This is a genomic window from Streptomyces sp. NBC_01176, assembly GCF_045039825.1.
In the GTDB taxonomy this organism is placed as follows: domain Bacteria; phylum Actinomycetota; class Actinomycetes; order Streptomycetales; family Streptomycetaceae; genus Streptomyces.
Genome location: NZ_CP108600.1, coordinates 2,269,680 through 2,282,014 on the forward strand (window position 1 = coordinate 2,269,680; position 12,335 = coordinate 2,282,014).

Genomic DNA, 12,335 nt, shown 5'->3' on the forward strand with positions numbered 1-12,335 from the left:
TGGTCGCACGAGGTGATGCACCGAGCCCACCAAGGACACTTCATTGTTGAAGGATCCTGTTTCAGTGATGGCAACGATGCGCACACCCGCCGCATTCCCTGGTCACCCGGCGACTTCTCCCGCGAGGACCGACAGGTCCTGGTGAGGTGACGTCTGCGGGCCGTACGGCGATTCCAGGCGCGAGGACCGGCCGAGGCGGGTCGCTCAGCGCTCGGCCCTGGCGTCCACCTGCGGGGCCAGGGCGGCGACGCGGTCCAGCAGACCGACGAGCCGGGTGTAGTCCTCCTCGGTCATCGCTTCTCGCAGTCCGTGCTCGACGCGCTGGGAGAAACTCTTGGCCGCCGCGGCCCGCTCTTCGCCGGCGGGGGTGAGGGACACCAGCATCACCCTGCCGTGGTCGGGGGACGCATGGCGTTCGACCAGTCCCTTGGCCTCGAGGTTCTTCACGATGCCGGTCATGGTCTGCGAGGTGACCAGCGCCTCCTTGGACAGCTGGGTGCACGACTTCGCCACACCCCCGGTGAGGTAGCCGAGCACCTTGCACTGCGCCTCGGTGATGTCGAGATCGCGGACGCCGTGAGCCTTGCGGGTCACGATCGCCTGCTCGGCCCTCTTCATGTGGTAGCCGAGCGTGCTCGTGGGGGCGACCGGCGCGGACCGCGCGTCGGCCGGCACGTACCCGTTCCGGTTCCGCGTCATCGCTCGACCTGCCTCTCTCGACGTTCCGCTCTCGACGTTCCCTGCACTGAAGCATAACGCTTCATAAATGGAGGACCCTTAAAAGATCCAGGAAGCACCCACTGGGGCGTGCCCCCACCGGAGCACCTCCCTCACACCAAGGGCTGATGTAGGGTCCTTCAATTATGAATGCACAAACATCACTCCAGCTGCCTTCACGAAGGCAGCTGCCGTCCTGGGTGACCCTGCTGCTGGTCTCCCTCGCCGTCTTCAACATCCCCGTCGCCCTCACCGGAGCCGGCGTCGCCCTCCCCGGTGTCGCCGAGGCCTTCCACCCCAGCACCCAGTTGCTGCAATGGGTGGTGGTCGGTTACAACGTGATGTTCGCGTCCCTGATGCTGGCCTTCGGCACACTCGCCGACCGGGTGGGGCGCCGGCGAATCTTCCGGTTCGGCATCACCCTGTTCGGAGTGGCCGCCGCCGTCGCCACCTTCGCGCCCTCGATCATCGTCCTCGACATCGCCCGCGCCGTCGGCGGCATCGGGGCCAGCGCCGCGCTCACGGCCGGTTCCACCCTGGTCGCCGCGCGCTTCCACGGTCCCGCACGCGTCCGGGCCTTCGGCCTCTTCGGCACCGCTCTCGGCGCGGGCCTCGCCTTCGGCCCGCTCATCTCGGGCGTCATGGTCTCCGCCCTGGGCTGGCGCGGCGTGTTCGCCGTCCCGGCCGCCGTGGGGCTGCTCGTCGCCGCCCTCTCCCCGCTGCTGAGCGAATCACGCAACCCCTCCGCGCAGCGCCTGGACTGGCCGGGCACCCTCACCTTCAGCACCGGCCTGTTCCTGTTCATCTTCGCCCTCGTCGAGGGACCCGCCTTCGGCTGGGCCTCCCCCCTCGTACTGGGCTCTTTCGCCGGCTTCGCCGCCCTGATGGCCCTGTTCTGGGTGGCGGAGAAACACCAGCGCGCACCCATGTTCGACCTGTCCCTGCTGCGCCACTCCCGCTTCATGGGGATCAGCGCCACCGCCATGGCCCTGGCCTTCAGCCTGCTGCCGCTGCTGGTGCTCCTGCCCACCTATTTCAGCGCCGTCGAGGGCTACAGCGCCCTGCACTCCGGCGGAATCCTGGTCCTGTTCACCACCCCCATGCTGCTGATGCCGCTCTTCGCCACGCACATGAGCCGCCTGATGCCACTGCGCACCCAGCTCGCCGGAGCGATGACCCTGGTCGCCGCCGGCATGGCATGGCTGTCGGTGATCGGCCCCGGTGTCGGCCTCGGCACTCTCGCCGGGCCCCTGCTGCTCGCCGGTTTCGGGTACGGCGTCACCCTTGCCGTACTGGACGGCGCCGCCGTCTCCAGCGTCGAACTCGACCGGGCCGGCATGGCCGCCGGCATGTTCAACGCCTTCCGGCTCACCGCGGACACCGCGGCCGCCGCGATCGGCGGATCCCTGCTGATCAGCATCACGGCCGCCCGCCTGGCCGGCAAGGTGGCCAGCCCGGACAAGGTCACCGAGGACCTCAACGGCGGCGTCCGCACCACGCTCCCGGCCGCCTCCGAAGCCTTCACCGGTGCCCTGCACGTGGTGATCTGGATCGGAGCCGCCCTCGCACTGGCCACCGTGCCCGTCCTGCTTCGCACTCTGCGCCCGCACGTGCAGGCAGGCCGGCTCGTCGCCGCCTCCGCCCCCCATGCCCAGGAGGCACGCGAAGCCGACCTGGCGAGATAGGAAACCCACCCGCCCCGGCGCAACGCCCCATCCCGACACGTCATTTCCTGTGCCGGCCGGCTCGGTGGCTCCGCGCCGGACCGAGAAGCCCGGGAAACAGCGCGTCCGCCCGGGCAGGCGCCGGTTCCCATGGGCGCCGTCCGGTTCCCGGCGGCGCAGGGCGTCAGCACATCGACGGCCGGGCAACCCAGGGGGGTTCGGCGCGCTGTCCCGCTCACCCCGCGATCCGCTGCCCCGGTACCGGGGCAGCTCACACGGGACCCGCCCCTGCGACGAGCCCCGTCCCGGCAGCCGTGTCACCGGCACCCGCCGGTGACGGGTGCCGGTGACGGGTGCCGGTGACGGGTGCCGGTGGCGGGTGCCGGCGACGGGTTCGCCGATTGCACTGCCTGCCGCCGTCAGCCGCCCGTCAGCAACTCCTCCAGCGCCACCGCCGTGTCCGGATGGCGCGTCACCAGTGCGGCGTCCGAGGCGCCGGGGACCGCCGTCCGCCATGTCCCCTCGCAGCCCAGCAGGGTCGCCACCGCGTCACAGGTCGCGGGGTGGGCGGCGAGCAGGGCGTGTCCGTCCCCGCCGGCGGCCGCGCGCCGCGCCGTACGCGCGGCCATGGGCTCCGGCCGCGCCCGCCACGGCGGCACCCACTCGTCCAGGGCGGCGAGCCGCCCGGGGAAGATCCGCCCGGCCTCGCGGATCAGCAACGGCGCCAGTTCGGCGCCTCCCGAGCGCAGGGTGGTGATCAGGGTCGGCAGCCACGGCAGGAGCACCGGGTCCGGCAACCGGCCGAACGCGTTCGACACCGCCTCCACGACGAAGTCGGTGAGGCCCGGGACGGGCTCCAGGGCGTGCACGAAGCCGCTGAGGTAGCGCGGATAGGCGGGCACCACCAAGGGGTTGCCCAGCAGTTCGTCGCACTTCGCGCGCAGGTCCGCCCGCGAGAGGTGCCCGAGCTGCGTCCGAGCCGCCCACAGCAGCGCTGTCCTCGACGGATCCCGCGGGTGCGACTGGGCGACCGCCAGTTCCAGCTGGGTCCGGTCGCAGCCCAGCGACAGCGCCAGGCTCTCCATGCTGAACAGGAAGCCCAGCATCGCCGCCACCTGACGCACGGTGGCGTCCTCGTCGGTGAACGCCGTCGGCAGCAGCGTGCAGTAGTGCGCGTATCCGGCCTTGACGAACGACTCGATCCACGGCGGCAGCACGGGCTCGCAGGTGCGGTAGTACGCGAGCAGCCGCCGCACCCGGCGCAGCACCTCCGGCGCGCCGTCCACGTTGCGTTCGGCCGAGAGCACCTCGAGGGCGCGGGTGCCCAGTTCGTCGGGGAGGCGGCGGCCGCGCAGATACAGCGTCGCGTCCTCGACGGTCTCCAGGACGGTGGCCGCGGTGGCCTGCGGAGCGTACGCCGTGCGGCGCAGCCGCTGTTCGAGGACCTGCTCGATACTGACGCCCTCGTAGCCGAGCTCGATGAGCGCCCGCTGGTGGGTGCCCAGTGCCAGGTCCCACGACTCCTGGATCGACCGCTCCCCCAGATTCCGCTCGCCCATGATCGGGCGGGCGGCTCCCTGCGGCAGCAGTCGGCGCAGCATCCACAGCACGTCGGAGCACCGCTCCAGTTCCGGCCGGCCCGTCATGTCCAGCAACGCCCGCTGCACACCGCGCTGCTGGAGCCTCAGGTTCAGGGGCGCGAGCCGGTCGTGCACGTCGCGGGCCAGCGGCGGCAGCGCGTCGTAGCCGACCTGGCCGACCCGGTCGCCGCCCATCATGATCGCCACGATGCGGCGGACGTCCCGGCGGCCGGGCACGGTGTCCTTCTCGATGCAGGTGACGGCCGCGTCCTGGAAGTCGTACGGCGTCGGCTTGGCACGGTCGCGCATCCCGGCCAGCAGGATCGACGTCTCGAACACGGCGATGGCGTCGGCGGTGGAGGCGAGGTAGCCGTTGCGGCGCGCGGCGCGCACGACCTCCACCGACCAGCCGAGCAGCTCGGCCTCGTCCAGTGGGTCCAGGACGGGTGGCCGGCGCAGGAAGCCGGTCAGCCTGTCCGCAGGCGGGAGCGCCGGTACGGGAGCCGTCGTCGCCGCGGTCTTCCTGGCCCGCGGTGTGCCGGCGCCGGTCTGTCCGGCCAGCCGGTACGGCGCCACGCGGGTGCGTCTGACGTTCTTCGCCCAGAGTGTCGCCGCGATCGACACCGAGCCGGCGGCGAGGCCGAACTGTGCCTCGATCGCCGCGTGACTGGACGGGATCAGGCCGTGCTGCCACTTGGTGGCGGTGCGCGGGCCGATCTCGAAGGTGTCGGTGCCGTGGATCCCGAACTCCTCGACCCGGCTGGCCGCGTGGAAGGCGCCGCAGACGTAGAGGCAGTCCGCAGGGTCGGCGCCGGTCGCGGCGAGGTGTTCGCGCATCCGCTTCCACATGTGGCGCTCGCGGTCCTCGTCCACCCGGACCCGGTGGGAGTCACCCGGGGCGAGCCGCCGGAAGAGGCTGCCGATCAGGAGCATGACCTGACGGTAGGTGTCATGGTCGCTGTCGCCGAGCGGCAGTTCGACGTACTGGTGCCACCACTCGGACCAGTGCCGCACCCTGCCGTGGCGCAGCAGGTGTTCCTCCAGTTCGGCGAAGCGCGGGCGCAGGTCCCCCAACTCCACGCCGACGGCGTCGCCGTGCAGCACGGCCTCCTCCTCGGCGGGCGGCGCGTCCGGATCGGCCGGCTCCGTGTCCTGCGTCCCGCGCTCGTCCCACTGGAATACGTGGTCCGAGGAACGGTCGACGAGGACCAGTTCGACGCCCGGAGTGTCCAGGGCGTAGGCGATGGCCTGGTACTCGGCGGAGGCCTCGGTGATCGGCGCGACCACCGACAGCGGGGACCACTCGGCCGGGAAGCCGTCGACCTCGGTCGCGAACGCCTGGACCGCCACGGGGAGCCGGCAGTTGCGCAGTTCGGTCAGCAGCGGTGCCATGTCCTCGCACAGCTCCAGGTACACGACCTTCGGCTGCTTCTCCCGGAGCCGGCGTGCCATCGCGATCGCCGAGGCCGGCGAGTGGTGGCAGACGGGGAAGATCTCCAGTGGTTCGCGCACCGCGCGGTCGACGTCGTCGACGAGGCCGAGGAGGATGCCCTCCAGGGCGTCGGGGCCGCCGGCGAACGTCGTGGCGGCTTCCTGCAACTGCGTGCGCAGGGAGGCGAAGGTTCCCTCGGTCGTGCCGGTCACGACAGGGTGGCGATCGCTTCGCGGCCGCCCTCCAGGAACTCCGGCCAGGATCCGCCCTCTTCCCTGCTGCGCGGCTCCACGACGCCGTGCAGGTACTTGTTGAGGATGGCCAGGTCCTCGGGTTCGCGCCGGGCCAGTGACCCGACGAGCGAGGAGGCCAGTGTGTGGGCGGTCAGGGAGCGTTCCCCGAAGAAGTTGCCGTGCAGGATGGCGTCCTCGAGCACGCCGATCTGTTCGGCGGTGGACAGCGCGGACTCCAGTTTCTCGTCGTCGCTGCCGGCCGCGGCCGCCGAGGCGCGCAGGTCGGCGAAGCTCTGCAGCAGCACGTCGAGCAGCGTGGGCGGCACGTCCAGTTCGATACGGTGGCGGCGCAGCAGCTCCTCGGTGCGGAAGCGCACGATCTCCGCCTCGCTCTTCTTGTTGGTGACCACCGAGATGCGGACGAAGTTGAAGCGGCGCTTGAGGGCCGAGGACAGGTCGTTGACGCCCCGGTCACGGCTGTTGGCGGTGGCGATGATGGAGAAGCCGGGCTTGGCGAAGACGATGCTGTCGCTGTCGAGTTCGGGAACCGAGATGTACTTCTCGGACAGGATGGAGATCAACGCGTCCTGGACGTCGCTGGTGGAGCGGGTGAGTTCCTCGAACCGTCCGATCGCGCCGGTCTCCATCGCGGTCATGATCGGCGAGGGGATCATCGACTCCCGTGACTGGCCCTTGGCGATGACCATGGACACGTTCCAGGAGTACTTGATGTGGTCCTCGGTGGTGCCGGCCGTTCCCTGGACGACCAGTGTGGAGCTGCGGCATATCGCGGCGGACAGCAGCTCCGCCAGCCAGCTCTTGCCGGTGCCGGGGTCGCCGATGATCAGCAGTCCGCGGTCGGAGGCCAGCGTGACGATCGAGCGCTCGACGAAACTGCGGTCGCCGAACCACTTCGGGGCGATCTCCCGGTCCAGGCCGTCGGATCGCTCGGAGCCCAGGACGAACAGGCGGACCATCTTCGGGGACAGCCGCCAGGAGAAGGGCTTGGGGTTGTCGTCGACGGACTCCAGCCAGTCGAGTTCCTCGGCGTACTTGATCTCGGCGGGGGCGCGCAACAGGTCGGACATGTGAGGGCCTTTCTCAGGTTTCTGCTGGGCAGGTGGCCGGTGACGCGGCACCGGGGCTTGCCTGATCCTTCCGTCGTCGCCCGGAGGGCGGACGACGGAAATGTCAGACCCCTAGGCGAGGAACGTCTTGAGTTCGTGGACGAGCTTGCGGATGTGGCCGGAGAGCACCGGTGTGCCGAGGTCCTTGAAGCGCTCCCGGAACCATGGGTTGACGCTGCCGCGCCCGGAGCTGGTCACGGACCCGACCGGGATGAACTTGGTGCCCGAGCGGTGCAGGGCGGCCATGCTCGCGAACAGCTGCTCGGTCCGCCATTCGTAGAAGTCGGAGATCCACACCACGACGGTGTTGCGCGGCTCGGCGATCTTCGGCTGCGCCAGTGCCATGGCGACCGTGCCGTCGGTGCCGCCCCCGAGGTTGGTGCGCAGCAGGGTCTCGAAGGGGTCGTGCACCCACGGCGTGAGGTCGAGCGCCTGGGTGTCGTACGCGATCAGGTGGACGTCGGCCTTCGGCAGCCCGGCGAAGATCGACGCCAGGATGGTGCAGTTCACCATCGAGTCGACCATCGAACCCGACTGGTCCACGACGACGATCAGCCGTTGGGGCGTCGTCCTGCGGGCGGTGTGCCGGTAGTAGAGGCGGTCGACGTACAACCGCTCCTCCTCCGGGCTCCAGTTGGTGAGGTTCTTCCAGATCGTGCGGTCGAGGTCGAGGTTGCGGAACACCCGCTTGGGCGGGACGGAGCGGTCCAGGGCGCCGACCGAGGTCTTCTCGACCTGGGTGCGCAGTACTCGGGCGACCTCGTCGACGAATCGGCGGATCAGGGCCTTGGCGTTGGCCAGGGCCACGCCCGAGAGGTTGTTCTTGTCCCGCAGCAGCTGCTCGATCAGGGACATGCTCGGGGTCAGCTGCGCGGCGAGCTCGGGGTCGGCCAGTACCTCGCGCAGTTGCATCCGCTTGACGAGGTCGGCCTCGATGGCGCCCAGTTCCGGGCCGATCGCCGGGATCAGCCGGCTGAGGTCGGGCGTCGTACCGTGGCCGCCGGTGCCGGTCGGGCCGGCCCCGGGTCCGGCGGCGGCCGGGCCGGCACCGCCGGCCGCGCGTCCGCCGCGCAGGTCGCCCGGCCTGCAGCCGAGCGCGCGCTCCAGCCAGCCGGCGTCGGACTGCCAGCGCGCCAACTGCCCTGCCGTGACCGTGCCGGAACCCGAGGCGAAGACGTTCAGGAGCACCTTCGACACCAGCGCGGCGCGGCGTACTTCGGCGGCCCGGTCGCGGTCGCCGTCACCGTCGCCCTCGCCGTCCGCACCGGACTCGGAATCCGGCCCGGATCCGGAGCCGGGTGTCATCAGACCGTCGAACTCGGCGGCCAGTTCCGGGTGTCGCTGCACGATCGAGTCGACGGAGGCCTGCGGGTCGAGCAGCGCGGACGGCAGACCGATGTCCTCGACGACGGCGAGGCTCGCCGATTCGAGCGCGGCCTGCTCCTCGTGGTCGAAGAGCCTCGCGAGGAGCCGCCAGTACAAGGCCTGACGGCGGTTGTCGTGGGGGGCCGCTCCGGGTGCGGTGCCGTCCGTGATCTCTGGTCCGGCCGCCCGGTCGGCCCACTGATCGGTCGTGTCCCCGGCCGTCCGGTCAGGCATGTGCCCGGTGATGTGCTCGGTCACTTCCGCAGCAGCCTTCCCGCACGTTCCCGCAGCACGGCCACGGCGTCGGTGGCGGCCTTCTCGGCCCGGACGCCGGCCTTGTCGGTGGTGCCACCGGCCCATCCCCCGGCGTGGATCGCGACGGCCTTCTTCCGTACGGTCGTCTCGACGGCCAGCGGCTGGACACCGAACGTCCCGGCGTCCCAGCGCAGCAGTCCGATGCACGCCCCGGACGCCGCCACGGCCTCGGGCGTGAGCGGCCCGGCGGCAGGTACGCGGTCGGTGTCGACGGCGAGGGTGTGTCCGGCGACGGTGAACGTCAGCGCGTCGTCGGCCTTCCGCACCGTATAGCCCTCCAGGAACACGGGCACGGCGATACGCGCCGGATGCCGGTCCAGGGGTGCGGTCGCCGCGTCGGTCGCGGTGGGCAGGACGACACGGGCGGTGGCGAACGCGTCGGCGGGCTCACCCGCACGTGCCTGCGCGTCGCTCCAGAGCAGGTCGCCCTCGGCGGTCACCGGCATGTCGACGAGGTCCACCGCGCGGCCCTCGCTGACGGCCGCCAGCAGCGACATGTGCGGGCGCAGCAGCTGCCACAGGCCCGCTCCGACGACCGTGTCCGGTTTCGGCACCGACACGGCGGCCCGGACCAGCCGGGGCGCGGTGCCGTCCGCGGCCTCGAACACCGCGTGCACCTGGGCCTGCACGGCGGTCGCGTGTTCCTGCACGTCGACGCCGAGGGGCAGCAGGCGGCCGGTGGCCGTGCCGGTCGGAGGTGCCTCCGCGGCGCCGGGCACCGTCAGCAGCAGCGCGCGTGACCACAGGTCGCCCCAGCGTCGTACCGGGACACGGTCCAGGGACGCGCCCGGGCAGGACGCGGCCAGTTCGGCGGCGAAGCCGTCGAGGAGCGTCGCCTGGCGGCGCAGCGCCGGGTCCGGAAGCATCGCGGACACGACGGGCGACGCGCCGGACACCACCTCGTGGTCGATGCCCTGCCACCCGCAGCGCGCCAGGTCGGACAGCCAGGAGCGGGCGGCGGCGAGCAGGTTCGCGGGCTGCCGGTCGGCGGCCGGCGGGGCCGTCTCCCGGGCGCGGTCGCGGCCGGTCGCCTCGTCGAGACGGCTCACGAGGGCGTCGTGGACGGAGCCGAGCAGGGCGGCGCGGGCGGCGGCCAGGGCGACGAAGTCGTCCTCGCTCGCGGCTCCGGCCGCCGCCTTCCCGGCCGCCTCGGCGACCCGGGTGGCCAGCGGTGTTCCCGCGACGGCGTCCGCGAGCCCCGTCAGGCCCGCGGCCTGGGTGGGCTGGGGCCGCAGCAGGCCGCCGACGAGCGCCCGGTCGAAGGCGTCGACCGCCGTCAGGACCTCGTCGAGCCCGGCGACGGGTTCGGCGAGCAGGTCGGCGCGCATCACGCCACCGCCCTGGTCGGCGGGAACCACTGCATCTCGGGCAACGGCGCTGTGGTCGGGGCGAGTTCCAGATACGCCAGGTGACGCAGGAACCGGCTGAAGACGGGCGCGGCGGCCTTGGTGTCCCCCTGCGAGGGACGGGTGGCGCTCATGCCGTCGGCGATGGTCTGCGCGCTCGGTTCCCCGTCCGTGCTCTCGGCTCTCAGGTAGCGGGCGACGCGCTCGGGGCCGTACTGCAGCACCGCTTCGTCGATCAGGGCCTTGATGTGGTTGCAGAACCCGCCGCGCGCCCCGCCGCAGGGCCGGTTGTTGTTGGTGCTGCACGCGAACACGTACGTGCCCGCCGCGACCGACGAGACATAGACCCGCTCGATGTCGGAGCCGCTGGACACCACGCCCTGCAGGCGTCCGTCGGCCAGCTCTACGAACGGAACCTTGGCGAGCTTGCGCGGCCGCGCGGGTGCTGTCACCCGGGCCGTGCTCGACCTCTCCCAGTCCGACAACGCACCCTCTCCTCTGCGCCAGGGGAACGTCCGCGCCACAACGGCGGGGACACGAACGAACCTACTGGCGACCACTGACAACGCCGGTCACGACGGCGTCGCCGCGGCCCCGGCCCACGCGCCCGCCCGGAGGGATTCCGGGGAGGTGCGGCGGGGCTCGGAGCGGCATCGTGGGGCCCGCGGGGCGACGCCGCGCTCGCCGAGGCCCGCGGCGTGTCCGCGGCCTGTCCGCGCCCTTCAGCGGCGGGGGTGGAGGGCGTCGAGCGCCTCGTCCAGCGTCGTCGCGGCCATGATGAGCGAGAGATGGGTGAAGGCCTGCGGGAAGTTGCCGAGTTGCTCGCCGCTGGGGCCGATCTCCTCGGCGAACAGGCCGACATGGTTCGCGTACGTCTGCATCTTCTCGAAGGCGTAGCGGGCCTGGGAGAGGCGTCCCGCGCGGGCGAGGGCGTCGACGTACAGGAACGTGCACAGGCTGAACGTCCCCTCGCAGCCGCGCAGTCCGTCGGGCGATGCCTCGGGGTCGTAGCGGTAGACGAGGCTGTCGGAGACGAGGACGCGGTCCATGGCGTCGAGCGTGTTGAGCCAGGCGGGGCTGCGGGGGGCCAGGAACCCGACGCGGGGGGCGAGCAGCAGTGAGGCGTCCAGGACATCGGCGCCGTAGTGCTGGACCAAGGCCTGTTCCCTGTCGTTCCAGCCGCGCTCCATGACCTGTTCGAGGATCTCGTCCCGGGCCCGGGTCCAGCGGACGGTGTCGGCCGGCCTGCTGAAATCGGCCGCCAGCTTCAGACCGCGGTCGAAGGCGGCCCAGCACATCACCCGGCTGTAGGTGAAGTCCTTGCGTCCGCCGCGGGTCTCCCAGATGCCCTCGTCGGGCCGGTCCCAGGAGTCGGCCAGCCAGTCCAGGGTGCGGGCCAGGCCCTTCCACCCGTGGTAGCCGGCCTGTTCACCCACCGAGCGGCTCTCGGCCAGCGCGTACAGGGCCTCGCCGTAGATGTCGAGCTGCAGTTGGCCGGCGGCGGCGTTGCCGGCCCGCACCGGGTAGGAGCCACGGTAGCCCTCGAAGTGCCCGAGGATCTCCTCCGTCAGACGGGGGTCGCCGTCGACCCGGTACATGATCTGGAGGGGTTCGTCGTCCGGGCCTTCCCAGGCCTCCAGGCGGTCGCCGAGCCAGCGGGTGAACCGGGTCGCCTCCTCCACGAAGCCGAGGTCGAGCAGCGCCCGCACCGACAGGGAGCCGTCCCGCACCCAGGTGTACCGGTAGTCCCAGTTGCGCTCCCCGCCGACCTGTTCGGGAAGTCCCATGGTGGCGGCGGCGACCGGCGCGCCCGTGGGGGCGTACGTGAGGAGCTTGAGGGTGATCGCGGAGCGGTGCACCATCTCCGTCCAGCGGCCGCGGTAGCGCGAGGTGCGCACCCACTTCTGCCAGAAGTCGACGTTCTCCCACAGCTCTTCGGTGATCCCCTCGTCGGTCGGGGGCGGCGGCGCCTCACCGCCCGGCGCGCACATGCTGAACACCACGGCCGCCGTCTCCCCGTCGCTGAGGGTGACGCCGCCCCGGACGTCGTGCTCGTCCCGTTCGAGCGGCATGGTGGCCTGCAGGTGGGCGGTCACGCCCGGGGCACGGAACGTCGCCTTGTCCGCGGTCAGGTCGAGTTCGTGGTGGAGCCGCGCGTAGTCGAACCGCGGCCGGCATTCGAGGATGAAGCGCACGGTGCCGCGCACCGCGCGGACGACCCGGACGATACTGTGCCGGTCGCTGGGCGTCGGGCCCGGCTGGACCGGCATGTGGTCGATGATCTCGCCGACTCCGTCGGGTGACATGAAACGGGTCACCACCACGGCGGTGTCCGGGTAGTAGAGCTGCTTCCAGGTCCCCTCGGGGCTCTCGGGCGCGAGCAGGAAGTGACCGCCGTCGTCGTGGTCGAGCAGGGCCGCGAAGACGCTGGGCGAGTCGAAACGCGGCGCCGCGAACCAGTCGATCACGCCGTGGGAGGACACCAGCGCCGCGGTCTGGAGATCTCCGATGAGCCCGTGGTCGGCGATGGGCGGGTAGCGATCCATGGTGGTCTCC

General features: G+C 71.7%; 8 protein-coding genes. 1 reads left to right on the forward strand and 7 read right to left on the reverse strand.

Annotated features, from left to right (window positions below):
• Nucleotides 1–204 precede the first annotated feature (204 nt).
• The gene (locus OG199_RS09590; protein ID WP_401806009.1) at nt 205–699 is read right to left on the reverse strand and encodes a MarR family winged helix-turn-helix transcriptional regulator; all 495 of its coding nucleotides are present in this window, start codon (nt 697–699) and stop codon (nt 205–207) included.
• Between the two features lie 218 nt (nt 700–917).
• On the opposite strand from OG199_RS09590, the gene OG199_RS09595 reads away from it, so the two are divergent.
• Entirely contained in the window at nt 918–2,402 is a 1,485-nt protein-coding gene (locus OG199_RS09595) for an MFS transporter (RefSeq protein ID WP_405829052.1), read from the forward strand.
• 398 nt (nt 2,403–2,800) lie between these two features.
• Here OG199_RS09595 and OG199_RS09600 read toward each other — a convergent pair whose 3' ends face one another.
• From OG199_RS09600 to OG199_RS09625, 6 genes are all read right to left on the reverse strand, one after another.
• Nucleotides 2,801–5,605, reverse strand: a complete 2,805-nt coding sequence (locus tag OG199_RS09600) for a hypothetical protein (protein ID WP_405829054.1) — start codon at nt 5,603–5,605, stop codon at nt 2,801–2,803.
• The gene (locus OG199_RS09605; RefSeq protein WP_405829056.1) at nt 5,602–6,714 is read right to left on the reverse strand and encodes an AAA family ATPase; all 1,113 of its coding nucleotides are present in this window, start codon (nt 6,712–6,714) and stop codon (nt 5,602–5,604) included. The genes OG199_RS09600 and OG199_RS09605 overlap by 4 nt, the downstream gene beginning before the upstream one ends.
• Before the next feature lie 111 nt (nt 6,715–6,825).
• A complete protein-coding gene (locus OG199_RS09610) occupies nt 6,826–8,352 on the reverse strand; it encodes a vWA domain-containing protein (RefSeq protein WP_405829058.1) in 1,527 nt (508 codons plus the stop codon).
• Between the two features lie 20 nt (nt 8,353–8,372).
• Entirely contained in the window at nt 8,373–9,791 is a 1,419-nt protein-coding gene (locus OG199_RS09615) for a hypothetical protein (RefSeq protein ID WP_401806004.1), read from the reverse strand.
• Nucleotides 9,761–10,264 (reverse strand): hypothetical protein, encoded by a 504-nt coding sequence (locus tag OG199_RS09620; protein ID WP_405829059.1) that lies wholly within the window; start codon nt 10,262–10,264, stop codon nt 9,761–9,763. Before OG199_RS09620 ends, OG199_RS09615 begins: the two co-directional genes overlap by 31 nt.
• A gap of 237 nt (nt 10,265–10,501) precedes the next feature.
• Complete coding sequence (locus OG199_RS09625) at nt 10,502–12,325, reverse strand: glycoside hydrolase family 15 protein (protein ID WP_405829061.1); 1,824 nt, start codon at nt 12,323–12,325, stop codon at nt 10,502–10,504.
• Between the last annotated feature and the right edge of the window lie 10 nt (nt 12,326–12,335).